This is a genomic window from Embleya scabrispora DSM 41855 (assembly GCF_000372745.1).
Lineage (GTDB): Bacteria > Actinomycetota > Actinomycetes > Streptomycetales > Streptomycetaceae > Embleya > Embleya scabrispora.
Genome location: NZ_KB889719.1, coordinates 108,116 through 133,177 on the forward strand (window position 1 = coordinate 108,116; position 25,062 = coordinate 133,177).

Consider the following 25,062-nt stretch of genomic DNA (forward strand, 5'->3'; position numbering starts at 1 on the left):
GGCGCCAAGCCCTCGGCGCGGGGCGGGTTCGCCCCGTGCCGAGGGTGGTCGGTGTCCGGCGCGTTACTCGCTCGCGCGGGCCGCCCGGATCGCTTCGTCGCGGGTCAGTGCCGCGCCTCGGAGGTAGTGCGTGGTGAACTCGGGCCCGGCCACCGCCCGGATCGCGGCCTCGGTCGCGAAGACGTCCGTGTCGACCCGGTTGCCCCCGCGCAGTACCGCGGCGGCGCCGAGCAGCAGCGCGGCCCGCCGTTCGTCCCCGGCGTGTGCGGCCGACTCGGCCAGGCCCAGTACGGCCGCCGCGGCGCCCACCGCGCTGGCCGGCGGGGTGAGCGCGGCGTCCAGGGCCGCGCCGTAGTGCTCGTGCGCGGTCGCCCGGTCGCCCTCGGCGGCGGCGATCCGGCCCAGACCGACCCAGGCGAGCGAGCGCGTATCCAGGTACCACATCGCCGCCTCCGCGTCGCCGTGCAGTGCCTGGCGGTACAGCGCGGTCGCCGTCGTCGGGTCACCCGTCAGCCGGGCCACGTCGCCCAGACCGCGCAGCGCCATGCGGACCTTCACCGGCGCACCGGTGCGGCGTGCGAGTTCCTCGGCCCGGGCGAACCCGAGTCGGGCGGGCGCGGTGCGACCGGCCCGCAGATCCAAGTCGGCTCGGCAGTTCAGGAAGTCGATCAAATCCTCGATCGAGCCGAGCTCCGAGGCCAGCGCGATCGCCTCGTCGATCAGCTCGGCCGAGCCGGCCGAGTCACCGCGCCAGTCGGCGAGTTGCGCGAGCGGTTCCAGGACGTTGGCCAGTCCCCACCGGTCGCCCAACGCCCGGAACCCGTCGGCCGCCGCCGAGAGCGGACCGGCCGCCGCCTCGGTGTCGCCGGTGAACAGCGCGAGATACCCGCTGCCCAGCAGCCCGACCGCGCGCGCCCACGGGTCGTCGGCGGCCTGTGCGACGTGTGCCTGCGGGTCCGACCGGTCGGGTCCGCCGACCAGGGCCCACTGCACCATCAGCGCGGGGTGGCGCAGCGGACGGCGGATACCGCTCATGATCGCCGCGGCCCGATCCAGCGCCGCGTCGAGCACGAGGCCCCCGCCCGCCTCGGGGGCCGCCGCCGCGTTCACCACACACAGCACGTACTCCTCGGCGAGTTCGCCGCCCGCCTCGACGTCCGAGCTCGTCCCGATCCCGTTCGTCACCGCCGCGAAGAGTTCGGCCGAGCGGGACGAGTTGGCGCCACGTGTGCCGCCGAGCCACCACGACCAGGTGAGGACGGCGTGCAGGCGCAGCGCGAGCTCGGGATCCGCGCCGATGGCCCAGCGCAACGCGGCGTCGGTGTTGCCCTGTTCGGCGGTGAGCCGGCGCAGCAGGGCGAGCTGATCCGGGCCGCGCAGACCCGCGTCCGCCTCGTCGGCCAGGGCCAGGAAGTATTCGGCGTGCGCGCGCCGTACCCGCTCCTCCTCACCGGCCTCGGCGAGCCGGGCCACGCCGAAGGCGCGGATCGTCTCCAGCATCCGGAACCGGCCACCGTCCCCGTCCGCCACGGTGACCAGTGACTTCTCGGCCAGCCCGGCGAGCAGGTCGTCGGCCTCGTCCGCGGGGACACCGCATACCGTGGCGATCGCGGCCAACGTCGCGCCGCCGGCGAACACGGTGAGCCGGCGGGCGAGCGCGCGTTCGTCGGGATCGAGCAGGTCCCAACTCCACTCGACGACCGCGTGCAGCGTGCGATGCCGAGGTGCCGCGGTCCGACTCCCGCGCGAGAGCAGTCGGAACCGGTCGTCCAGTCGTGCGGCGACCTCGGCCAACGGCAGCGTGCGCAGCCGGGCGGCGGCGAGTTCTATGGCCAGCGGCAATCCGTCGAGCGCGGCGCAGATCCGCGTCACGTCCGGCGCGTTGTCGGCGGTGACCACGAAGCCGGGCCGCACCGCCGCGGCGCGCGCGGCGAACAGCTCGACCGCGGGTGCCGCGCGCAGCGTGTCCAGGTCGGCGCCGGCGGCGGGCAGCGCCAGTTGTGGTACCGGGCACAACACCTCGCCGGTGATGCCCAGCGGTTCGCGGCTCGTGGCCAGGATCCGCACCCCCGGGCAGCCGTCCAGCACCCGGTGCGCCAGCGTGGCCGCGCCGTCCACCACGTGCTCGCAGTTGTCCAGGATCAGCAGCAGCCGATGTTCGGCGAGCACCGCGACGATCCGCGCACCGGGGTCGCTCTCGGCGGTCCGCGCGCTCACGCCGCCCGCCTCGCGGATGCCCAGCGCCGCCGCCACCACATGCGGCAGCGCCGCGTCGTCGGCGGCCCGGGTGAGGTCGACGAAGCACACCTGCTCGACGGTGCGCGCGGCGGTCTCCACGGCGAGCCGGGTCTTCCCGGTGCCGCCGGGCCCGGTCAGGGTGACCAGCCGCTCGCCGGCCGTCGCGGTCAGCCGGGCCAGTTCGTGTTCGCGGCCGACGAAGCCGGTGAGCCGGCCGGGCGGCGCGGCGAACTCGGGGACCGGCAGCGCCGGTTCGACCAGCGGCGTACGCGGCGTCGGCAGTACCGGCGCGGGCGGCCCGCCGAGTTCGCCGCGCAGCACCGCGAGCTGCACGGCGGCCAGTTCGGGGGAGGGGTCGGCGCCGAGCTCCTCGGCGAGCACCCGGCGCAGGTCCTCGTACACCTCCAGTGCCTCGGCCTGCCGGCCGCTGCCGCTCAGCGCCCGCATCAGCAGCCCGCGCGGACGCTCGCGCAGCGGGTGCGCGTCGACCAGGACGCGCAGTTCCGGGATCGCCCCGCGCAGCCCGCCGAGCACGATCTCGGCCTCGATCCGGTCCTCGGCTGCGGTCACCCGCAGCTCCTCCAGCCGGGTGGCCCGCGCCCCCGCGTACGGCACGTCCGCCAGCGCCGGCCCGCGCCACAGGGCGACCGCTTCGCCCAGCAGCGCGGCGGAGGAGGCGTGTTCGCCCGCCGCGAGCGCCTGCCGACCGGCCCGGACCAGCCGCTCGAACCGATGCGCGTCCACCGCCTCCGGATCCACCGCCAGCCGGTATCCGGTCGTGTGGAACTCGATCGACTCGGCATCGCCGACATGCGATCGGAGCCCGCGGCGCAGCCGGGACACGTGCGACTGCAACGCGTTCGCGGCCCCGGCCGGCGGATCCTCGCCGTACAGCCCGTCGATCAGTCGCTCGATGGGCACGATGTGGCCCGCGTCCAGCAGCAACAACGCGAGCAGCGCCCGCGCTCCGGGCCCACCGACGGCGACCGGACTCCCGTCGGGCAGTCGAACGTCAACCGGTCCCAGGATGCCGAAGATCATTGGGCGATTATCCCGGTCCCGAGCGGAAAGCGACCGAGTGTCGGCGCAGCGGGCGCGGCGTCGTGAAAAGGCCGGGCGTTCGGGTCCGGGGCGCGCCGGATGTCCTCGGCGTTTCCTTACGGTTACGTGTCGTCGCCTTGTCGTGCCGGTGCGCATGGGTCGGTTCGACTCGGGTAGGCGACTGACACACCCGACCCGAGGAGAGCAGCGTGACGGAACGGATCGAGATAGTGCGCGGAGTTCGCACCGCGACCTGGACGCCCCCGGTGGCCGGCGCGTGTGCGACCGCGGATCGACAGTTGTTTCTCGGTTACCCCGGTGAACCCGTCGTCGCCCGTCTCGCCCGCGAGGAGGACGCCAAGCGCGTCTGCGCGCGCTGTTCCGTCCTGCTCGAATGCCGTGCGAGCGCGCTGGCCGAAACGACTCCGGTCGGTGTCCGCGGCGGCCTGACCGCGAACGAGCGCGGCGCCGTGCGTCGACGCCGCGCCCATCACTGATCCCGCGTCAACTCGCGTGCCGGTCCGCCTCGCCGACGATGTGGTCGCGCGGGGTGTCCGTGGTCAGCCGGGCCAGCTTGCGCAACAGCGCGCTCAGTTCCTCGGATTGCTCCGGTGACCAGTCCGCCATCACCTCGGTGAGGATCTGTCGGCGGGCCTCGACCAGCGCCTCCAGCGCCTCGTGGCCCTTGGCGGTGAGCGTCATCGTGCCCTCGCCGAGCCGCTCGATGTAGCCGGCGAAGGTCAGTTCGTCGGCGTATCGACGGACCCGGTCCGGGGCCTCGTGGAGCCGGCTCGCGAGGTCGGGGATCGAGATCGGGCCCAGCTGGTCGAGTTGCACCAGGCCGTACGCGCACGGCACCGACAGGTCCACGCCCGAGCGCCGGATCATGCGTTCGTAGCGGGACCAGCCGTTCTCCCGGCGCACCATCTGCGCCATCGCGCGTTCGATCTCTTCCACCGAACTGCGCGAGGTCGGCGACATCAGCGGTGTGCGCTCGGTCTCGCGGGTGGCCTCGCGCAGCGGGACCTCCTCGAGCAGGAAGGACAACACGAACGCGACCAGCACGACGCAGGAGGCGACCAGGAACACGGTCTGCAACGACTGGGCGTAGGCGTGGATGAAGCCGGTCTTGGACGCGGGCGGCAGCTTGTTCAGGTCGGCCGGGTTGATCGCGGACGCCGATCCGGTGCCGGCTCCCGGCGGCATGCCCTCGCCGCGTGCCGCGGCTTCCCGCAGGTGCACGGTGAGCCGGTTGTTGAAGATGGTGCCGAAGATCGCCGCGCCGAACGAGCCGCCGATGGACCGGAAGAAGGTCGCACCGGCGGTGGCCACGCCGAGATCCGCGTAGGGCACCGAGTTCTGCACGGCGAGCACGATCACCTGGATGACCAGACCCAGACCGATGCCGAAGACCAGCATGTACAGCGAGGACGCGGCGGTGGTGGTGAACTCGTCCATCCTGGACATCAGGAACATGCCGACCGCCATCACGGCGGTGCCCAGGATCGGGTAGATCTTGTATCTGCCGGTATGGCTGATCAGTTGCCCGCTGAGGATCGAGGTGATCAGCAGGCCGCCCATCATCGGCAGCAGCCGCAGGCCCGATTGGGTGGGTGTGGCGCCGTTGACGACCTGCATGAACAGCGGCAGGAAGCTCAATCCGCCCATCATCGCGAAGCCGACGATGAAGCCGATGCCCGCGGTCACCGAGAAGATCCGGTTGTGGAACAGCTTCAGCGGCAACACCGGTTCCCGCGCGCGCCGCTCGACCGCGACGAACCCGGCCAGCAACAGCACCGCGGCGACGCCCAGTCCGACGATCTGTGCGGAGGCCCACGGGTAGGTGGTGCCGCCGAAGGTGCTGAGCAGGACCAGACAGGTGGTGCCGCCGGCCAGCAGCGTGATGCCGAGATAGTCGATGCTCGGCCGGGTGTGCATTTCCCTGGTGTGCAGCGCGGCGGCGATCACCACCAGGGCGATCATGCCGATCGGCAGGTTGATGTAGAACACCCAGCGCCAACTGAGGTGGTCCACGAAGAACCCACCGAGCAGCGGGCCGGCCACCGAGGTGACCCCGAACACCGCGCCGAACAGGCCCTGGTAGCGCCCGCGCTCACGCGGCGGCACCACGTCGCCGATGATCGCCTGGGACAACACCATCAGGCCGCCGCCGCCGAGTCCCTGGATCGCCCGGAACGCGATCAGCTCGAACATGCTCTGGGCGATGCCGCACAGGACCGAGCCGATCAAAAAGATCACGATCGACGCCTGGTAGAGCTTCTTGCGCCCGAACAGGTCGCCGAGCTTGCCCCACAGCGGCGTGCTCACGGTCGACGCGAGCAGGTACGCGGTGACCACCCACGACAGGTGGTTGAGCCCGCCGAGGTCGCCGACGATGGTCGGCAACGCGGTGGAGACGATGGTCTGATCGAGCGCGGCCACCAACATCCCGAGCATCAGCCCGGTCAGGATCAGCCCGAGCCGCGGCGCCGCCTCGGTCTTCGCCCGGTTGCTGCCGTTGCCTCGGGCGGTCCGGGCATGTCTGCCACGCGGCGCGCTCATCCGGGGGCCTCCTTGATCGATGCTCAAGGAGGATCCCCGCTGAAAGGTACAAAATCCGCACCTATTAGTGGGACGGGAGGCGCGGGCCGAGCGTCGAGATCTCCGAGCCCCGCTTTCACCCGAGCCTCGGCGTCGAACGCCGACCGAGCCGAAATCGGCCCGGCCGGCGTTCGAGGCCACCTCGGCCGAAGGGCCGGGTCTCACATCCCCGGCCGAACGGTCCTAACGCGCGTGGTCGAAGTCGATCGCGCTGTACGCCCGCAGCTTCGCGAGCCGGTGCTGGCTGTCGATCTGCCTGATCGTGCCGCTCTTGGAGCGCATCACCAGCGAGGAGGTGAGCGCCGTGCTGGAGCGGTAGCGCACCCCGCGCAGCAGTTCGCCGTCGGTGATGCCGGTCGCGACGAAGAAGACGTTGTCGCCGCGGACCAGGTCGTCGGTCAGCAGCACGCGCGACAGGTCGTGCCCGGCGTCGATCGCCTTCGCCCGCTCGGCCTCGTCCTTGGGCCACAGCCGGCCCTGGATCACGCCGCCCATGCACTTGATCGCGGCGGCGGCGATGATGCCCTCCGGCGTGCCGCCGATGCCGAGCAGCAGGTCGACGCCGGTGCCGTCCTTGGCCGCCATGATCGCGCCGGCCACGTCGCCGTCGGTGATGAACTTGATCCGGGCGCCGGCCTCGCGGATCTCCTTGACCATCGAGTCGTGCCGGGGTCGGTCCAGGATGCAGACCGTGACGTCCTCCACGGCGCTGTGCTTGGCCTTGGCCACCCGGCGGATGTTCTCCGCGATCGGCGCGGTCAGGTCCACCACGTCGGCCGCTTCCGGGCCGGTGACCAGCTTCTCCATGTAGAACACGGCCGAGGGGTCGTACATGCTGCCCCGCTCGGACACGGCCATCACCGCGACCGCGTTGTTCATCCCCTTGGCGGTCAGCGTGGTGCCGTCCACCGGGTCGACCGCGACGTCGCACTCGGGTCCGGAGCCGTCGCCGACCCGTTCGCCGTTGAACAGCATCGGGGCGTCGTCCTTCTCGCCCTCGCCGATCACCACGACACCGTTCATCGACACGGTGTGGATCAGGCTGCGCATCGCCTTGACGGCGGCGCCGTCCGCGCCGTTCTTGTCACCTCGACCGACCCAGCGGCCGGCCGCCATCGCGGCGGCCTCGGTGACGCGGACGAGTTCGAGTGCGAGGTTGCGGTCCGGGGCTTCCGGTGCGACTTCGAGCTGCGGAGGTACAGATTGGTCCGTCATCTGGCGGGCCTTCCTGTAGGGGAACCGGTCCGTAACCACGAGGGGTGCCCTGATCCCCCGGGGCCGTGTGTCATCGCTGCGGGTGGCACGGCGATCGCGCGGCCCCGAGTCCGGACTGGTTCCAACGGGATTGCCCCGATGTTATCGGTGAGCGGTGGTATCGGTGCAGGTAGCCCGTGCAAAACGAGACGGTGCGGAATGCGACCATGTTCGGGTGGCGAGGAAGTCGGGTCGAGAGACCGTTCGGGACATGGTTCTTTCCTTGGGAGCGTGCGGCCTGGTGGTCGGCGCGCTGTTCCTGGTGGCGCCGCACAGCGGCGCGGATCCGGTGAAGCGGGTGCCCTACGAACCTTCCTTCCTGCAGGCGGCCCGGGTCTCGCCGTATCCACTGCTCGCCCCGCGGGGACTGAGCGAGCGGTGGCGGGCGACGTCGGTGAACTTCACGGGGTTCGACCGCAACCAGACCACGTGGCACATCGGCTTCATCAACCCCAACGACAAGTACGCCGCGGTCGAGCAGACCAACGGCTTCACCGACGAACTGGTCCGGGACAAGGGCAAGCGCGGGCAACCGATCGGCAACCGGGACGTGGCCGGCGAGCAGTGGAAGGCGTACGACGGCCCCAAATATCGTTCGTTGGTTCGGGTGCGCGACGGCGTGACCACGATGGTCACCGGCAATGCGACTTTCGAGGATTTGACCGTTCTCGCCGCATCCCTGCGAACTGCCGCCAGCTGAGCCGAAAGTCGGCGGATCCGCCGGACGTATCGGGGTGACTCGGGCAGCCGGCTGCGCAGGATGTACAGCGGCTTGTAAAGGTTCCGTAAAGACCACACGCCTTCCTCTGCCCCGCGCGTTACTCCCGCCCCTAGGGTCCGGAAGCCCGGTCGAACGTGTGTCGGCATCGTCGTGACCCGATGGTTGCCGCCATGTGTCCGCCGGGCTTTCCGAGTCGGCCCGACGTCGTGTGCGCTTGATCAGATCCCACGCGACGTCGCTTTGCGTCCGGGGATCGCTCCCCGGTCGGAAAGGGGAGCACGTTGAGTCCAGCGATACCCGGGAGGGGTCCGACGCCTGCCGGCGTCCGGCGGGTCAAACGCCGTGTGGCATTGCTGTCCGTATCCGCACTTGCGATCACCGGACTTGCCGCCACGACGGCCCCTTCGACCTCGGCCGCGCCTACGCGCGTCGACACGACACGCGCGGTGTGGAATCCGGGCCCCGAGGACCACTACGTCAACTCCGTCGACGCGGCGGTCGACACCAGTGCGCTGCCCGGCGACCCGGCCCAGGCCGCTTCGCTGAAGGCGCAGAACGCCGCGGCCGACCGCAAGAACTCCGACGGCAACCCCCGTGCCGCCGCGCAGATCAAGGCGCTGGAGGCCGAGGCCGGGCGTACCGGCAAGAGCCCGGCCGAGATCAAGGCCGAGCGCAGCGGCAAGCCCGTCGACGCCAAGCAGACCGCGAAGCTGCTGACCGTCCTGGTCGAGTTCAACGACCAGGCCAACGACGACTTCTCGGGCTTCAAGCGACCGACCAGCGTTTCGGACCCGACCTGTGTCACCGAGCCCCCCGGCACCATCAAGAACGGGCCGCTGCACAACCGGATCCCGAACCCGGCGCTGAACCCGAACGACAACAACTCGCAGTGGGTGCCGAACTTCGACCAGACCCACTTCAACAAGATGCTCTACTCCAAGGAGGGCATCACCGAGCGCATGCGCACCGACCTCACGGGGCCGGACGGCAAGCCGGGCATCAGCCTCGCGGGCCAGACCATGCGCAACATGTACGAGGAGATGTCGGCCGGAAAGTACTCGGTTTCCGGCGAGGCGACGCCTTGGGTCAAGGCACCGCACTCCGAAGCCTGGTACGGCGCGGGCGCCTGCGGCAACGCGCGGCAGGACAACAGCGGCAGCCCGGACAACCCGCTCGGCGCGCAGAAGCTGGCGATCGACGCGGTCGACGAGCTGGCCAAGCAGCAGCCGAACTTCCCGTGGGCCGACTACGACAAGGAAGACCCGGGCGACGCCGACCACGACGGCAACACCCAGGAGTCCGACGGCGTGGTGGACCACCTGGTCCTGGTGCACGCGGGCAAGGACAAGTCGGCCGGCGGCGGTGCCGAGGGCACCTACTCGATCTGGGCGCACGCGAGCACCGTGCTCTTCGGCCACCAGGTGCCCGGCAGCAACATCAAGATCGCGAACTACATCGTGCAGCCCGAGGACTCCGGAGTGGGCGTGTTCGCCCACGAGTTCGGCCACGACCTGGGCCTGCCCGACCTGTACGACAACTTCAGCGCAGGCGAGACGGACCTGAACTTCTGGGACCTGATGTCGGCCGGTTCGCACACCGGTGCGCTGTTCCAGTCGCAGCCCGCGCACATGGGCATCTGGGACAAGTACGCGCTCGGCTGGCTGACCCCGGACCTGGTCAAGGTCGGTGACCGAGCCAAGGTCGCCACGCTGGGCCAGGCCGCCAAGACGCCCAAGGGCACCTCCCGCGGCATCCGGGTGAACCTGCCGAACAAGCAGGTCAAGGTCGGCGCTCCGCACGGCGGTCAGAACATGTGGTACTCCGGCCAGGACCAGGCTTGGTCCGACGTCCGGATCGAGCGGAACATCGCGGTGCCCGCGGGCACGGACGTGAAGTTCTGGATGTGGAACGACTACGTCATCGAGCAGGACTGGGACTTCGGCTTCGTCGAGGTGTCCACCGACAACGGTGCCACCTGGAAGCAGCTCGCGGTCAAGGACGAGTCCGGCAAGCTGGTCAGCACGCCGTCGGACTACCCGGACCCGACGAAGAACCTGGCCACGTTCCGCAAGACCAGCGGCCTGACCGGCGACAGTGGCGGGTGGCGGCACGACAACGTCGACCTGACCCCGTACGCGGGCCAGAACATCAAGCTGCGGCTGGACCTGAACACCGACGCCGCGTTCATGGAGAAGGGTTGGTTCGCCGACGACTTCTCGCTCACCAACGGCACCACCACGGTGTGGTCGGACGACGTGGAGAGCGGCGACAACGGCTGGACCGCGATCAAGGGCACCAACGCGATCACCAGTGGCAACGGCTGGGGCCGTACCAGCGGCACCTTCGAGCGGGAGCAGTACTACCTGCTGGAGTGGCGCAACCTGTCCGGCTTCGACGAGGGCCTGAAGTACGCGTACACGTCCGGCGTGAACGGCAAGACCAACCGGGTCCCGTACAACGCCCCGGGCATGCTGGTCTGGCTGCGCGACAACCAGTACCAGAACAACGGCGTCAACTTCAACATCGACAACGGGCCCTCGTGGGGCCCCAAGGGCGAGCTGTTGATCGTCGACTCGCACCCGGACCCGCTGCGCTACACCGGCGATGCCAAGGCGCAGTTCCCGCAGCCCGACCCGAACACCGCGAACATCGAGAAGCGCAATGTGTTCGCCAACCTCCCGAGCCGGCCGCAGGCCGCGAACGCGGCGTTCGGCTTCGTCAAGACGTCGCCGTTCACGGACTGCATCCCCGGCACCGCCTACTGCACCTCCATCGCGGCGCAGGCGCCGGTGACGATGTTCACCGACACGCTCGGCTGGGCACCGGGCACCGAGCTCTACAAGGGCCGGGTCGTGCCGAAGGACCGCTACGGCTCGACCGTGGTCCCGGCGAAGGGACCGTACACGACCAAGGTCACCAAGGCGGACGGTTCGCTCGACCGGGACAGCTTCGGCAAGCTCTTCCACGGTTCCGAACTGGGCACGGGCAACCCCGGCTTCGACAAGGGCTACGGCGTGACCGTGCTGCCGGTGCTCCCGCTGCCGGGCAACTCCGGTGCGGTGGTCTGGATCCTGCCGGCCCAGAAGTAAGTGCTCCACCCCTGATCACCCGCTGACGGCGTGGCCGGTGGTCGGGTGAACCGGAAGGGGCGCTCCCGAATTCGGGAGCGCCCCTTCTGTCGTTCGTCGACCGTCGCCGTCGGATCAGTCGTCCTCGTCGGACTCGTCCGCTCCGGCTCCCGCGCGCTCGGCGCGGACCGCCGCGTCCAGCCTGGCCCGGGCGCCGTCGAGCCACTGCTCGCACACCACGGCGAGCTGCTCGCCGCGCTCCCACAGGGCCAACGACTCCTCCAGGGTGATGCCGCCGGTCTCCAGGCGGCGCACGACCTCGATCAGCTCGTCACGGGCCTGCTCGTAGGCCGGTGCCTCGTCCGGCACGGATGCGGTCTGCTCACTCATGCCGCCAGCTTAGGTCCCTCGACCGGGACCCCGGTGCGGCTCACGGCCGGGCCGAGGCGATCCACACGGCGGCCCCGCGCTCCGGGCGCCCCCGCGACAGCGGCCCGACCAGCGTGGCCGAGGCGCCGTAGGCGAGGCCCGGGCCGGGATCGCCGGTGCCGAGCACGGAGCCCTGGTACGGCACGCCGTGGTGCGCCGGATCGGGCGCGCCGTCCGGCGTGACCACCCGGGTGCTGTACGGACCGCGCGCGGGCAGCACGGTGGACCCGTCGGTGAAGCGGTCCACCGGCGCGCCGTCGACGTACTCGACGCCCGGGGCCCAGCCGCGGTCGTCGCGGAACGCGCGGACCGGTTCGCGGGCCGCGAAGTCCTGACACCACGCGCCGTTGCTGTGGCACGCGCCGAACGCCGGCGTGGGCAGGAAGCCGAACGCGGCGTCCGCGGACTGCGCCCGACTCTCCAGATTCTTCCGGGGGTTGCTCCTGATCCGGTAGTGCTCGCCCGCCTCGCCGGTCCACCGACGCGGATCCGGATGCGCGTCCACGAGCAGCGTCTGACCCTTGGCGCCGTAGCTGGGCGGCGCGCTCAGATTGAAGTTCACACCGTTGTTCTGGTATTCGGCGTCGCGCAGCCACACCAGCATGCCGGGCACGTCGTAACCCAACCGGCGCACCCGCACGCCGCGCTTGTCGCTGCGCTCGGCGGTGTACGCGAAGTTCAGGCCCCGGTCGAAGCCGACCGGGGCGCGCCACTCCATCAGGTAGTACTGCTCGCGCTCGACCTCGCCGGAGGTCCGGCCCCAGCCGGCCCCGCGTGTCACCGTGCTGGTGCCCTTGACCGGGGCCCAGCCGTTGTCGCCGCCCTCCACGTCGTCCGACCACACCGTGCCGCCGTCGGCGCCGCCGGTGAGTGCGAAGTCGTCGGCGAACCAACCCTTCTCCATGAACGCGGCGTCGGTGTTCAGGTCCAGCCGCAGCTTGACCGTGCGACCCGCGTACGGGGTCAGGTCCACGTTGTCGTGCCGCCACCCTTTGGTGCCGCCGGTGAGGCCGTTGACCTTGCGCAGTTCGCCGAGGTTGCGGTTGGGGTCGGGGTAGTCGGGCGGGGTGCTGACCAGTGCGCCCGTGTCGTCGTGCACGGCGAGCTGGGTCCAGGTCGCACCCTCGTCGACGGACACCTCGACGAAGCCGAAGTCCCAGTCCTGTTCGATGGTGTAGTCGTTCCACATCGAGAAGGTCGCGGGTCCGCCGGCGGGCACCGCGAGGTCGCGGACGATCCGGCCGTCCGACCATTCCTGGTCCCGCTCCGAGTACCACATCTTCGTGCCGCTGTGCGGGGTGCCGATCCGGACTCTCTCACTCGGCAGGTTCACCCGAACCGCGTCGGCGGTGCCGGCCCGCGGCTCGGCGGCGGCGCCGAGGAGCACGGCGCGCGCGCTGCCGCCGACCGGGACCACGGGCGGATCGATCCAGCCCAGGACGTACTTCGACCACGCGCCCATGTGGGTGGGCATGGTCTGGAACAGCGGCCCGGCGTGCGAGCCGGAGGACATCAGGTCCCAGAATTCGATGTCGGTGTCGCCGCCGCTGAAGTTGTCGTACAGGTCGGGCAGCCCTAGGTCGTGGCCGAACTCGTGGGCGAACACGCCCACTCCGGCGTCCTCGGGCTGGACGATGTAGTTCGCCACCTTGAGGTCGGTGCCCGGGACGGGATGCCCGCGCAACACGGTGCTCGCGTGCGCCCAGATCGCGTAGGTGCCCTCGGCGCCGCCGCCGGCCGACTTGTCCTTGCCCGCGTGCACCAGCACGAGGTGGTCGACCACGCCGTCCGGCTCGCGGGTGTTGCCGTCGTTGTCGGCGTCGCCCGGGTCCTCCCGGTCGTAGTCGAACCACGGGAAGTCGGGCCGGGCGGCGGCCAGCGCGTCCACCGCGTCGGTGACGAACTGCCGTACGCCGCGCGGGTTGTCCCGGCCACCGCTGTTGTCCTGGCGGATGGCGCCGCAGTGGCCCGCGGCGTACCACGCCTCGGAGTGCGGGACGCTCACCCAGCCGGCCGCCTCGCCGCCGACCGAGTACGCGCCGTGCGACATCTCCCGGTACATGTTGCGCATGGTCAGGCCCGCGAGGTCGACGCCGGGCCGGCCGTCCGGGCCGGTCAGGTCGGGCCGGACCCGCTCGGTGACGCCCCCCTCGGAGTAGAGCATGCGCTCGTAGTGGTGGCGGTCGAAGTCCTTGACCCACAGCGTGTTGTTGTCCTGCCCGCCGATCGCCGGATCGGGCAGCAGGTTGTGCCGGGGGCCGTTCTTGACCGTGCCCGGCGGCTCGGTCACGCAGGTCGGGTCGGCGATACTGGTCGGGCGCGAGAAGCCGGAGAAGTCGTCGTCGGCTCTGTCGTCGAACTCGACCAGGACGGTCAGCAGTCGTGCGTCCTGCCGGGCCGCTTCGGTCTGCGCGCGCGGGCTCTTGCCGGTCCGGGCCGCGATCGCCTCGGCGCGGGCGAGCCGGCGGGCGGGAGCCGGGTTGCCCTCGGCGAACTTGCGATCAAATTGCCGGGCCCGCTGCTCGGCCGCGAGCGCGTGCTCACGCACCTCGGGCGACGCGCCCGCCGGCCCGTCGGGCGGCAACGGGTCCCTGGGCGCGACGTAGTTGACGTAGGAGTCGGCGGCTGACGGATTCCACCGCGCGGGCGAGTCGTCGGTGGCGGCCACGGAGGACGTGGCGACACCGGTGAGCAACAACGCGGACGCGGCGAGCAGATGACGCAACACACGCGCAAACTAAGCCGTTTTCACGGCCGATCGGGTGAGATGTCACTGCTTGTCATACGAACGGGTCAAAAATCAGGGTGTGTGGGGTGACGGCGGAGCGGGCGGTCCGCTCCCGGTGTCGGTCAGTCCTTCGGGACGACCACCTCGAAGCGTCCGGCCGCCACGCGGGCGGTCAGTCGGTCGCCGGCCGCCACCTCCGCGGGATCGCGGACCGCGTGCCCGTCCGCTCGCTGCAACACCGCGTAGCCGCGCTCCAGGGTGGCCGCGGGGGAGAGCGCGACGACCCGCGCGCGGGTGTGCGTGAGGTCGCTCGCGGCGCGCTCCAGCAGGTGCCGCAGGGTGCGCCGGGAACGATCCACGAGCCCGGCCACCTCCTCCGCGCGCAGGTCCACCATGCGCTGCGGATCGGCCAGCACCGGCCGCGAACGGGCGGCCCGCAGGCCCTGGTACTCCCGATCGAGCCGGGCCCGCAGCGCGAGCCGCCCGCGATCGCGCACCTGGTGCACCCGATGCAACTCCTCGCGGATGTCCGGCACGATCCGCTTCGCGGCGTCGGTGGGCGTGGACGCCCGATAGTCGGCCACCAGGTCCAGCAGCGGCGAGTCCGGCTCGTGCCCGATCGCACTCACCACCGGCGTCGTGCACGCGAAGACGACCCGCACCAACTCCTCACTGGAGAACGGCAACAGATCCTCCACGCTGCCGCCGCCCCGGGCCACCACGATCAGGTCGACGTTCGGGTCGGCATCCAACTCGCGGATCGCCGCGACCACCTGGGAGACCGCGCTCACCCCCTGCACCGCGACGTTGCGCACCGCGAACCGCACGGCCGGCCAGCGCCGCTTGGCGTTCTCCAACACGTCCCGCTCGGCGGCCGAGGCGCGCCCACAGACCAACCCGACCCGGTGCGGCAGAAACGGCAGCGGCTGCTTGTGCCGCGGATCGAACAACCCCTCGGCGGTGAGCGCCCGCTTGAGCTGCTCCAACCGCGCCAACAACTCGCCGATCCCCACCGGCCGAATCTCCGCGGCCCGCAACGACAACGTCCCACGCGCCCGGTACCAGTCCGCCTTCGCGTGCACGACCACCCGCGAACCCTCGGTCACGATGTCCCCGACCGCGTCGAACACCTTCCGATAGCAGGTCACCGAGATCGACACGTCCTGCTCGGCATCGCGCAGCGTCATGAACACCACCCCGGCCCCCGGCCGCCGACTGAGCTGGGTGATCTGCCCCTCGACCCACACATCCCCGAGCCGATCGATCCACCCCCCGATCAACCGGGAAATCTCCGCCACGGGCAGGGGCGCATCGGCAGAAGTCGTGAGAGCCATCCCCAGAGGCTAACCGGCCGCCACCTACGGCCGGCCCCGACACCGGACCCGTTCCTGTCGGATGCCGGTCCGACGCGGATCGACGTCCACCCGCCCGGCCTCCCGCCCGATGAGGGGCCGCGGCCGGCCGGAGGGATCCGTCCCGGCGCGACCCGGCACCGGAAGGATATTTCGGCGCACCGCCGGGTTCGGCGGTCAGTAGTGGTAGCGTGCGGCGAGGATGACGATCTCCTTGTCCGTGACCAGATAGACCAATCGGTGCTCATCGTCGATCCGGCGCGACCAAGCCCCCGGCAAGTGGTACTTCAGCGGCTCGGGCTTACCGATTCCCGAGAACGGGTCACGCTTGACGTCCTCGATGAGCTTGTTGATCCGAGCGAGCATCTTGCGGTCGTTCCCGAGCCAGGACGTGTAGTCCTCCCAGCCCCCATCCTCGAAGACAAGCCTCACGGGGCGCCCGCATCCGCGCCCGCCGAGTCCGGATCGATCAGCTCACGCTCCGAGACGTCGACGTGGGCCAGGGCGTTCTCGTAAGCCTTGAGCAGCCGGCGAGCGTTAACCGGAGAGCGCAGCAGGTACGAGCCCTCGCGCAGCGCGGCATAGTCCTCGGCCGAGACGAGCACGGCGTTGCCGTGCTTGGAGACGATCTCGATGGCCTCGTGGTCGTCGTTGACTTTCTTGATCAGCGGAAAGAGTGCCTTACGGGCTTCGCTCGCGGTTATCGACATGACCCGACCCTTCCATCAAGTGGTACCTGATAACGTACCACTCCTGTGTCATTCGGCCGGGTCGAGCGGCTGATGGGTGCTCGGATATTCCGGCACCATCCCGGCGCGATCCCGACACGGGAACGAGCGAAGGGGTCGACTCTCGGACGAGTCGACCCCTTCTGACCTGCTTTGCCACGCCCACGAGGTGGCGTCGACTCATCGCTCAGACGTTGAAGCGGAACTCCACCACGTCGCCGTCCTGCATGATGTAGTCCTTGCCCTCCATGCGGGCCTTGCCCTTGGTGCGGGCCTCGGCGCGGCTGCCGGTTTCGACCAGGTCGTCGAAGCCGATCACCTCGGCCTTGATGAAGCCGCGCTGGAAGTCGGTGTGGATCACGCCGGCGGCCTCGGGGGCGGTGGCGCCCTTGGCGACCGTCCAGGCGCGAGCCTCCTTGGGGCCGGCCGTGAGGTAGGTCTGCAGGCCCAGCGTGTCGAAGCCGACTCGGGCCAGGATCGACAGGCCGGATTCCTCCTGGCCCAGGCTCTGCAGCAGTTCCAGCGCCTCGGCCTCGTCCAGTTCGATCAGCTCGGACTCGATCTTGGCGTCCAGGAAGATCGCCTCGGCCGGGGCGACCAGCTCGCGCAGTTCGGCCTTGAGCTCCTCGTTGACCAGCTCGTCCTCGTCGACGTTGAAGACGTACAGGAACGGCTTGGCGGTGAGCAGGTGCAGCTCGCGCAGCGGCTCCGGGTCGAGGCCGGCGGCGAAGACCGTGGTGCCCGCCTCCAGCACCTCCTTGGCCTTCTCCACGGCGGCGGCCACCGCGATCTTGTCCTTCTGCAGGCGCGAGTCCTTCTGGAGTCGCGGCAGGACCTTCTCGATCGTCTGCAGGTCGGCCAGGATCAGCTCGGTCTCGATGATCTCCTTGTCGTCGGCCGGCGAGATCTTGCCGTCGACGTGCACCACGTCCGGGTCGGTGAAGACCCGGATGACCTGGCAGATGGCGTCCGACTCGCGGATGTTGGCGAGGAACTTGTTGCCCAGGCCCTCACCCTCGGAGGCGCCGCGCACGATGCCGGCGATGTCCACGAAGTCGACCGTCGCCGGGATCTTCTTGGCCGAGCCGAAGATCTCGGCCAGCGTGTCCAGACGCGGGTCCGGTACGCCCACCACGCCCACGTTCGGCTCGATGGTCGCGAACGGGTAGTTCGCCGCGAGCACGTCGTTCTTGGTCAGGGCGTTGAAGAGCGTCGACTTGCCGACGTTGGGCAGGCCGACGATTCCGATGGTGAGCGACAACTGGATTCCCTGGCTTCTCGGCGATCGATGTGGCGCGCTGCGGACATACAAGCGCCTGTGGAAAGTGTAGGTGGTGGCCTGTGGCCAGTAGCATCCCTGGTTTCGTACGTCGGCCACTCAACGACGGGGACATCGATGAGCCGCACCTCGAACACCAACCACAACCGCAGGCAGCTGGTGGACGGCGTCCTGTGGGAGTCCAAGCCCATGCGCATCCTGTTGCTCACCGCGTTCGTCCCGATCGCGCTCGGCCTGTTCGACGTGGCCGACCTCGGTCTGCCGACCGTCGTGGCCTTCGCGCTCTACGGCGGGCTCAGCCTCTTCGTCCTCCTCGGCTTCGCGCTCTACCAGTATCGAAAGTTGTCGATCGGGCCCAATGGTCTGGTTTTCCACGGCCTGTTCCGCACTCGGGGCCTGCGCTGGGAAGAGATCTCCTCGGTTGAGGCCAAACTCAAGGTCAACAGCGGGGAGAGCCCGTCCTACGCGATCGTGCGCTGTGCGATGCGCGCCGGCGGCCGGAAGCAGCACACGATCAACTTCCTGGACAAGCAGATGTTGCCCTATCTGGCCGTGGACCTGCGTCGATACGCCGCGTTGCGTGGCATCCCGGTCCAGGTGCTGAGCACCGACGAGGTGGTCCGCACGGTGGACATGGTGGAAAGCGGCGCCCAGGTGTGACCCCCGACCCCGGGCCCGATCCGGACTCGACCCGGAACTCGACTCGGACCTCGTCACGGCCGCCCGGCCGCCCCGACCACCGCGTCGGCGGCGCCCCCGGGCACCGGTCGGTCCGAATTGCTCGCCCGCAACCGCCACCAATCCCGCCCGAACGAGCGTCCTCCCTGGTGAACCCCGAGAAATCGGGGCAGGAACGGATCGGTCGAGGACGAGGTGAGTGGCGACCGGGCGGACGGTTCGACACGGACGAGGTGAGGTTTTTCGTGTTCTTGGACGGGTTTGACCGCGATGCGGCAATACCTTGGGTCAATGGAACAGCGCAGCCGAACGGGAGCGCGTCCCGTACCGACCCGGAACCCACCGAAACGGCCTGCCGTGCCGGCGCCGGGACGAGGTGAGGCAGTGCGCCGTCGACCCGACTCTTCCGCCCCGCCGCCCGCGACACCGGGGGCAGGCCGCGAGCAGGCCCGGGAGCGGACCGGGAGTTCCGCGGCCCGAGTACAGGCGCGACCACGTCGGCCGGTCTCGTCGCGGCGGGCGAACGGCGCCGCGGGCGGATTCCGGATGTCCGGCAGCGGCCTCACCGCCGCGGGCGCTGCCGTGTTCGGCTTGGGCGGCACGCTGCTCGGCGGCCTCGTCGACCACTTGGCGACCGACGAACTGGGCTTCCTGTTCGGGTTCGCGTTCCTGATCAGCTCGGTGTTCGTGGCCTGGAAGGTGCGCGCCCGGTACTGGATCGCCGCGATCATCACGCCCCCGATCGCGTTCGCCACGACCGTCGTGCTCGTGAGTACGTTCCTGGGCGCCGACACCCAGGAGAGCTTCCTCACCCGGGTGGGCCTGGACCTGATCACCGCGCTGTCCTTCAAGGCGGGCCTGCTGTGGGGCGGTACGGCTCTGGCGGCCGTCGTCGTCCTGATCAAGCGCCGAGCGGCCGACCACCTCTAGACCGAGCCGGCGCATCGGCGAGCCGAAAGCCGACGGGGCCTGTCCGATCCCTCGGACAGGCCCCTCACGACAACTCCCGAACCCTCCGGCCGGCGTCTTCCGCCGCCCCGGCCCGGACAACCCCGCCCGGACAACCCCGGGTCCACCGCTCAGGTGTTGCGCAGATCCCGGCGCAGCTCCTGCGGCAGCGCGAACTGCAGCCGTTCCTCGACCGATCGGTGGATGTGTACGTCGCCGAAGCCGCGCTCGGCCAGCCACGCGAGCACGCCGTCCACGAGCACCTCGGGCACCGAAGCGCCGGAGGTGACGCCGACCGTGCCGACCCCCTCCAGCCACTCGTCCTTCAGCTCTTCCGCGTAGTCGACCAGGTACGACGCCCGGGCGCCCGCCTCCAGCGCGACCTCGACCAGACGCACCGAGTTGGACGAGTTGGTCGAGCCGACCACGATCACCAGGTCCGACTCGGCGGCGATCTGCTTCACCGCGACCTGGCGGTTCTGCGTCGCGTAGCAGATGTCGTCACTCGGCGGGTCGATCAGCAGCGGGAGCCTCTTGCGCAGCTCCTTGACGGTGGCGACGGTCTCGTCCACGGACAGCGTGGTCTGGGAGAGCCAGGCCACCTTCGAGGGGTCGCGCACCTCGACGTTCGCGACGCCTTCGGGGCCGTCCACCAAGTGGATGTGATCGGGCGCCTCACCGGCGGTGCCGATCACCTCCTCGTGCCCCTCGTGGCCGATCAGCAGGATGTCGTAGCCCTCCTCGGCGAAGCGCACGGCCTCCTTGTGCACCTTGGTCACGAGCGGGCATGTGGCGTCGATCGTGCGCAGCGACCGGGCCGCCGCCTCCTGGTGCACCACGGGAGCCACACCGTGGGCGGAGAAGACGACCGTGGCGCCCTCGGGCACCTCCGCCGTCTCGTCCACGAAGATCGCGCCGCGCTTCTCCAGCGTCTCGACGACGTATTTGTTGTGCACGATCTGCTTGCGCACGTACACCGGCGCACCGTACAGATCGAGGGCCTTCTCGACGGTCTCGACGGCTCGGTCGACGCCCGCGCAGTACCCCCGGGGGGCGGCGAGCAGGACGCGGCTGGTTGACGACATGGGTCCATCGTAAGGGCGGCCCCGGGTGATCCACCCGGCTCCGGGCGGCAAAGCGCGCGCTGCTCGCGTCGGGTGCGCCGGGGGTGCCGCTCGGCCGGCTGCGTACGGTCCCGGTGGCACACCCCGCGCATCGCGCGATCGCGCGCGGCTTCGACCGGTCGCGGCCGACGCCCTGAGCGGCGGGCGTGTACCGGCAGTCAGAGCGCGTACTCGGAGAAGAACGCCCACATCAGCTCATTGGCCGAGACCTCCTGGTTGATCCGGCCGAACCCGCGCACCTCGGTACCCGCCGCGCCCGGCCAGGTGTGCCCCGCGTCGGACTGGGTGTACAGGATCACCGCCGTGCCGCCCGCGCAGCCGGTGTACGCGGTGCGCTCGACGTGCCGGGACACGCGCGTGCGCACCGGTGCGCTCGGGCATTCGTCGATCGCGGCCCAGCGCCGCACCGCATCGGTCACCGGGTAGGTCCAGCGCGACGCGATCCCGCCCTCGTAGGGGTTGGCCTGGTCGGCCAGGCCGTGGAAGGTCAGCACCGGGATCGGTCGGATCGGTCGGCACGGCGCCGGCCGGGCGCCGTCGGTGCCGTCCGCACGCAGACCCGCGACCGGGGCGATGGCCGCTATCCGCCGACTGAGTGCGCAGCCGAGCAGCGAGGTCATCCGGGCGCCGCCGGAGAACCCGGTCGCGTATACGCGCCGATCGTCCAGGCACAACGAACGGTCCAGCGCGTCCAGCGCGGCCTCGACGAAGCCGACCTCGTCACGGCCGCCGGCCGCGGCCGGATGTCCGCCGTACAGCGGCACGCCGGGGATGTTCCAGGTACGGCCGCCGGACGAGCCGGGATGGCTCAGGCCGCCTTCCGGGACCGCGACGACGAAGCCGTGCCGCTCGGCGGACGCACCCATACCGGTGATCGCCATCTGTGCCGTGCCGGTGCTGTCGCTGCCGTGCAGGTTGAGCACCAGCGGCCGCGGCGCCACGCCGTCGTAGCTCCGCGGGAGGTACGCCCGGACCCGGTAGGTCTCACCGGAGAAGGACACCGGGACGGTCACCCATCCCTGCCGGTCCCGCCCATCGCACCCGGTGTCCGCGGCGGCGGCCCCGGCGGTGGCCGGCGGACCGGCCTCGCGGGCGGTCAGTCGGGCCGACGCGAACACCGCGAGCACCGCGGCGACCGCGGCGCACACCGCGAGCATCCGGCCCGCCCGCACGCCCGCGCCACGGAATCCCGCCACAGCCACCCCACCTCGTTCGGCGATCCGGGTCCGGATCCGTTCATTTCGCAAACGTGCCCTCGAACTCCGACGTTCGCGAACCGTGAAAGGTTGCCTCATGCGGCGACCGCTCGGCACGTAGAGTTGTCCGCCATGACCGGGACCCGCATCGTCGTCGGCGCCGCGATCCTCCATCGAGGGCGCGTACTGGCCGCGTGCCGCAGCGCGCCGGCCGAGTTGGCGGGTGGTTGGGAGTTCCCCGGCGGCAAGGTCGAACCCGGCGAGAGCGAGTCCGCCGCGCTGGTGCGCGAGTGCCACGAGGAACTCGGCGCGACCGTGCGACCGGTGCGCCGACTGCCCGGGGCGTGGCCGCTCGCCCGGGGGTATGTACTGCACGTGTGGCTGGCCGACTTGGTCGCGGGCGAACCCCGGGCGCTCCAGGACCACTCGGCGCTGCGCTGGCTGGTCCCGGACGAGGTGCTCGGGCTCGCGTGGCTGGCACCGGATCGCCCGGCGGCGGAACTGGTCGCGATCGAGTTGGGCGGGCACGACGCACGAAACGCACGGCAGCCGGCGGTGCACCGGGGGGCGGCTCGGCCGCACCCGGGGGCCGGGCTTGAGAACGTGATCAACCGGGAAAACGGTCCGGAGTAGCAGCGAAAAAGGGATCCGCCGTCGATGGAGCAGCGCCGAGAAGCCGACCGGAATCCGGGGGACGCGGCCCGGCGATCCTCGGCGCCCGGTTCCCTGTTCGACCTTGTCCCGTCGGCCACGTGGGTGCTCGACGCCGACGGCCGGATCGTGATGTGGAGCGCCGCCGCCGAGCAGCTCTTCGGCTACCGGCGCGAGGACATCCTCGGCGCCCGCGCGGTCGACCTGGTGCATCCGCCGTTCACCGCCGCGCAGGAGGCGGCCACCCAGCACGCGGTCGCGGGTGCGGACGTCTTCGCCGGCTCGTACACGATGCGCCGCGGCGACGGCACGCTGTGCACGGTCGAATCGCGCGCGGCCTTCGCCGAGGACCTGGCCGGGAACCGCTTCGTGCTGATCACCTCGATGGACTCGACGGTGGTGCGCAAGGTCGAGGCCGACCTGGCGATCCGCGAGGCGCTGTTCGACCAGTCGCCGATCGGGGTGGGCATCTTCGACGCCGACCTGCGCTACGTCGCGGTCAACGACGCGCTCGCCGCGATCAACCGGATGCCCGTCGAGGAACACATCGGACGCCGGCTCGAGGAGGTCCGTCCCGGGATGGACACCGAGCGGGTGCGCACGATCCAACAGCGCGTCCTGGAGACCGGCGAGCCCGTGGTCGACTCGCGGATCTTCGGTCCGATCCCCACCGACGGCAGCCCGCGCACCGTGTGGTCGATGTCGTACAACCGCCTGGAGGCGCCCGGCGGTCGGATCCTGGGCATCAGTTGCTCGCTGATCGACGTGACCGAGCGGCACTACGCGATGGTCAAGGTGGACGCCGCGCGCAAGCGGCTCGCGCTGCTGAACGAGGCCGGCACCCGGCTCGGCGCCACCTTGGACATTCCCCGGATCGCCGAGGAGCTGACCGCGTCGGTGGTGCCCGGCTTCGCCGACCTGGCCGCCGTGGACCTGCTGGAGGCGATCGTCCGGGGCGAGGAGATCCCACCCGGCGCGCACGCCGAGAAGGCCCGCCTGGAACGGGTCGCCTCACGCGGCGCGCGCCCGGGGCGATACACCGACGAACTGCTCCACGAGGGCAGCACCCTGGTCTACGCGGCCGATTCGACGTTCGGCCGCTGTCTGCGCACGGGCGGCTCGTACCTGATGCGCAACGTGCAGGACGACATGTACGACGAGCTGATCCGCGACTCCGGCCGGGCCGAGGCCGCCCGGGCGCTGGGTCTGCACACGATGATCGTGGTCCCGCTCAGCGCCCGCGGGGTGGTGCTCGGCACGATGCTGCTCGGGCGCGGCGAGGGCCGGCCCGCGTTCGACCCGGACGACCTCACGCTCGCCACCGAACTGGGCGCGCGGGCGGCCGTGTCGGTGGACAACGCGCGGCTGTACCACCACCAGCGGGAGACCGCGGTGATGCTCCAGCGCAGCCTGTTGCCGCAGAACCTGCCGGAGTTGCCGGGCATCTCGGTCGCGCACCGATACCTGCCGGGCAGCTCGGTGACCGAGGTGGGTGGCGACTGGTACGACGTGATCCCGCTGTCGGGCGGGCGGATCGGGCTCGTGGTCGGCGACGTGATGGGACACGGCGTGCACGCGGCGGCGGTGATGGGCCAACTGCGCACCGCGGTGCGCACGCTCGCGGGCCTGGAACTGCCGCCGGCCGAGGTGCTCGGGCACTTGGACGACATCGTGGTGGGGCTCGGCGAACTCCACTACGCGACGTGTGTCTATGTCGTCTACGACCCGGTGGCCCGCGCCTGCGAGTTCGCCAGCGCGGGCCACATGCCGCCGGTGCTGGTCCCGGCGGGCGGGCGACCGCGGGTGATCGACAACCCGCCCGGCACGGTCCTTGGCGTGGGCGGTCTCGGCTTCGAGCAGGGCGACTTCACGGTCGAGTCGGGCAGCACGCTGGTGCTGTACACCGACGGCCTGGTGGAGACCCGGGACCGCTCCCTCGACGTGGGCATCGACCTGCTGTGCGATGCCGTGGCGGGGCCGCCGGGAACGCTCGGGCAGCTCGCCGACAAGATCCTCGCCGACGTCCACGAGGAGCCGGGCTTCGACGACGTGGCCCTGCTCGTGGCCCGCCTGGACGCGCTCGCCGAGGACTCGGTGGCGTCCTGGTGGCTGCCGGCCGAGCCCGCCGTGGTCTCCCGCGCCCGCGAACTGAGCCGCAAGACGCTCACCGAGTGGGGCCTGGACGCCCTGATCGACATCACCGAGCTGCTGGTCAGCGAACTGGTCACGAACGCGCTCCGGTACGGCGCCGGCCCGATCCGACTCCGCCTGCTGCGCGGCCGGGCACTCCTGTGCGAGGTCGCCGACGCGGGCACCACGCTCCCGCGGATGCGCGAGGCCGAGGACACCGACGAGGGCGGCCGCGGCCTCCAACTGGTCAACCAGCTCGCCGAACGCTGGGGCAGCCGAAAGTCCGGCCATGGCAAGACGGTCTGGTTCGAACTGACGTTGCCGGAATAACCGTTGCCGGCGATCGACCGACCGGTTCGATCACGGCCGAGCCAGGAGGTCGGCCCATGGAGCCGAGCGAGACCGGGTGCCACTCCTGTGAGCAGGAGGCGCGGTTCGGCGAGTTGCCGTCGCGGGAGCGGGTTGCGTTCGATGCGTGGTGGCGGGTGGCGCATGCCTTCGATACTGCGTTGCCGGGGTGGCTGGTGCTGGTTCCGCGGCGGCACGTCGTGTCGATCGCGGAGTTGACCGGGGACGAGGCGGGCACGCTCGGGACCTGGCAGGTCGCGCTGGCGCGGGCGTTGCGCGAGGTGACCGGGTGTACGAAGACCTACGTGGCACAGTTCGCCGAGCGCGAGGGGTTCGCGCACGTGCACTTTCACATCGTGCCGCGACCGCCCGACCTGGCGGCGGAGCTGCGTGGGCCGGGCGCGTTCGCGATGCTCGGGCGCCCGGAGGGCGAGCGGGTCACGGCCGAGCGCATGGACGCGTCGGCCGACGCCCTGCGTGCCGTCCTGGGCGCGGACCCGGGCCGACCGGCGGTTTCCGGCCGGCCCGCGTGACCGAGCCGTCTCCCT

General features: G+C 70.9%; 19 protein-coding genes. 8 read left to right on the forward strand and 11 right to left on the reverse strand.

The genetic code is table 11. From position 1 onward, the window contains the following. Positions 1–63: 63 nt before the first annotated feature. Positions 64–3,279: an AfsR/SARP family transcriptional regulator gene (locus A3IC_RS0144750; RefSeq protein WP_020556579.1), complete on the reverse strand. Its 3,216-nt coding sequence runs from the start codon at positions 3,277–3,279 to the stop codon at positions 64–66. Between the two features lie 209 nt (positions 3,280–3,488). Here A3IC_RS0144750 and A3IC_RS60185 point away from each other — a divergent pair, with 209 nt between their 5' ends. After that, positions 3,489–3,776, forward strand: coding sequence for a WhiB family transcriptional regulator (locus A3IC_RS60185; RefSeq protein ID WP_020556580.1), 288 nt, complete (start codon positions 3,489–3,491; stop codon positions 3,774–3,776). A 7-nt stretch (positions 3,777–3,783) separates the two neighbouring features. On the opposite strand, the gene A3IC_RS0144760 is transcribed toward A3IC_RS60185, so the two are convergent. Beyond that, positions 3,784–5,841, reverse strand: coding sequence for an MFS transporter (locus A3IC_RS0144760; RefSeq protein WP_020556581.1), 2,058 nt, complete (start codon positions 5,839–5,841; stop codon positions 3,784–3,786). A gap of 222 nt (positions 5,842–6,063) precedes the next feature. Then, positions 6,064–7,095, reverse strand: a complete 1,032-nt coding sequence (gene glpX / locus A3IC_RS0144765; RefSeq protein WP_020556582.1) for a class II fructose-bisphosphatase — start codon at positions 7,093–7,095, stop codon at positions 6,064–6,066. A gap of 214 nt (positions 7,096–7,309) precedes the next feature. On the opposite strand from glpX, the gene A3IC_RS0144770 reads away from it, so the two are divergent. Together A3IC_RS0144770 and A3IC_RS0144775 are read left to right on the forward strand one after the other, a co-directional pair. Then, positions 7,310–7,834: a DUF4245 domain-containing protein gene (locus tag A3IC_RS0144770; protein WP_026219458.1), complete on the forward strand. Its 525-nt coding sequence runs from the start codon at positions 7,310–7,312 to the stop codon at positions 7,832–7,834. Positions 7,835–8,301: 467 nt separating this feature from the next. After that, positions 8,302–10,944, forward strand: a complete 2,643-nt coding sequence (locus tag A3IC_RS0144775) for an immune inhibitor A domain-containing protein (protein WP_020556584.1) — start codon at positions 8,302–8,304, stop codon at positions 10,942–10,944. Positions 10,945–11,058: 114 nt separating this feature from the next. On the opposite strand, the gene A3IC_RS0144780 is transcribed toward A3IC_RS0144775, so the two are convergent. The 6 genes from A3IC_RS0144780 to ychF all read right to left on the reverse strand — a co-directional run bounded on the left by A3IC_RS0144780 (position 11,059) and on the right by ychF (position 17,421). Beyond that, the gene (locus A3IC_RS0144780; protein WP_020556585.1) at positions 11,059–11,313 is read right to left on the reverse strand and encodes an exodeoxyribonuclease VII small subunit; all 255 of its coding nucleotides are present in this window, start codon (positions 11,311–11,313) and stop codon (positions 11,059–11,061) included. Between the two features lie 40 nt (positions 11,314–11,353). Further along, on the reverse strand, positions 11,354–14,080 hold the full coding sequence (locus A3IC_RS0144785; protein WP_020556586.1) for an immune inhibitor A domain-containing protein: 2,727 nt from the start codon (positions 14,078–14,080) through the stop codon (positions 11,354–11,356). A 122-nt stretch (positions 14,081–14,202) separates the two neighbouring features. Next, on the reverse strand, positions 14,203–15,414 hold the full coding sequence (xseA, locus tag A3IC_RS0144790) for an exodeoxyribonuclease VII large subunit (RefSeq protein ID WP_026219460.1): 1,212 nt from the start codon (positions 15,412–15,414) through the stop codon (positions 14,203–14,205). A 195-nt stretch (positions 15,415–15,609) separates the two neighbouring features. Further along, on the reverse strand, positions 15,610–15,864 hold the full coding sequence (locus tag A3IC_RS0144795; RefSeq protein WP_020556588.1) for a Txe/YoeB family addiction module toxin: 255 nt from the start codon (positions 15,862–15,864) through the stop codon (positions 15,610–15,612). Then, positions 15,861–16,142: a type II toxin-antitoxin system Phd/YefM family antitoxin gene (locus A3IC_RS0144800; protein ID WP_020556589.1), complete on the reverse strand. Its 282-nt coding sequence runs from the start codon at positions 16,140–16,142 to the stop codon at positions 15,861–15,863. Before A3IC_RS0144800 ends, A3IC_RS0144795 begins: the two co-directional genes overlap by 4 nt. Positions 16,143–16,347: 205 nt before the next feature. Continuing rightward, the gene (gene ychF, locus A3IC_RS0144805; RefSeq protein WP_020556590.1) at positions 16,348–17,421 is read right to left on the reverse strand and encodes a redox-regulated ATPase YchF; all 1,074 of its coding nucleotides are present in this window, start codon (positions 17,419–17,421) and stop codon (positions 16,348–16,350) included. Between the two features lie 135 nt (positions 17,422–17,556). Between ychF and A3IC_RS0144810 the strand changes: the two genes are divergently transcribed. Further along, complete coding sequence (locus A3IC_RS0144810) at positions 17,557–18,099, forward strand: hypothetical protein (RefSeq protein WP_020556591.1); 543 nt, start codon at positions 17,557–17,559, stop codon at positions 18,097–18,099. A 564-nt stretch (positions 18,100–18,663) separates the two neighbouring features. Beyond that, on the forward strand, positions 18,664–19,047 hold the full coding sequence (locus A3IC_RS0144815; RefSeq protein WP_020556592.1) for a DUF6542 domain-containing protein: 384 nt from the start codon (positions 18,664–18,666) through the stop codon (positions 19,045–19,047). 149 nt (positions 19,048–19,196) lie between these two features. On the opposite strand, the gene A3IC_RS0144820 is transcribed toward A3IC_RS0144815, so the two are convergent. Beyond that, complete coding sequence (locus A3IC_RS0144820; protein WP_020556593.1) at positions 19,197–20,150, reverse strand: 4-hydroxy-3-methylbut-2-enyl diphosphate reductase; 954 nt, start codon at positions 20,148–20,150, stop codon at positions 19,197–19,199. Between the two features lie 197 nt (positions 20,151–20,347). Beyond that, positions 20,348–21,385, reverse strand: a complete 1,038-nt coding sequence (locus A3IC_RS60190; RefSeq protein ID WP_020556594.1) for a CE1 family esterase — start codon at positions 21,383–21,385, stop codon at positions 20,348–20,350. Positions 21,386–21,517: 132 nt separating this feature from the next. On the opposite strand from A3IC_RS60190, the gene A3IC_RS60195 reads away from it, so the two are divergent. Genes A3IC_RS60195 through A3IC_RS0144840 form a run of 3 tightly spaced genes read left to right on the forward strand, consistent with a single transcriptional unit; the run spans position 21,518 to position 25,047 of the window. Next, the gene (locus tag A3IC_RS60195; protein WP_020556595.1) at positions 21,518–22,018 is read left to right on the forward strand and encodes a (deoxy)nucleoside triphosphate pyrophosphohydrolase; all 501 of its coding nucleotides are present in this window, start codon (positions 21,518–21,520) and stop codon (positions 22,016–22,018) included. Between the two features lie 24 nt (positions 22,019–22,042). Continuing rightward, positions 22,043–24,496 carry a SpoIIE family protein phosphatase gene (locus tag A3IC_RS60200; RefSeq protein WP_020556596.1) on the forward strand — a complete coding sequence of 818 codons (2,454 nt, stop codon included), beginning with the start codon at positions 22,043–22,045 and terminating at the stop codon, positions 24,494–24,496. Between the two features lie 56 nt (positions 24,497–24,552). After that, the gene (locus tag A3IC_RS0144840) at positions 24,553–25,047 is read left to right on the forward strand and encodes an HIT family protein (protein ID WP_020556597.1); all 495 of its coding nucleotides are present in this window, start codon (positions 24,553–24,555) and stop codon (positions 25,045–25,047) included. The last annotated feature ends 15 nt before the right edge of the window (positions 25,048–25,062 follow it).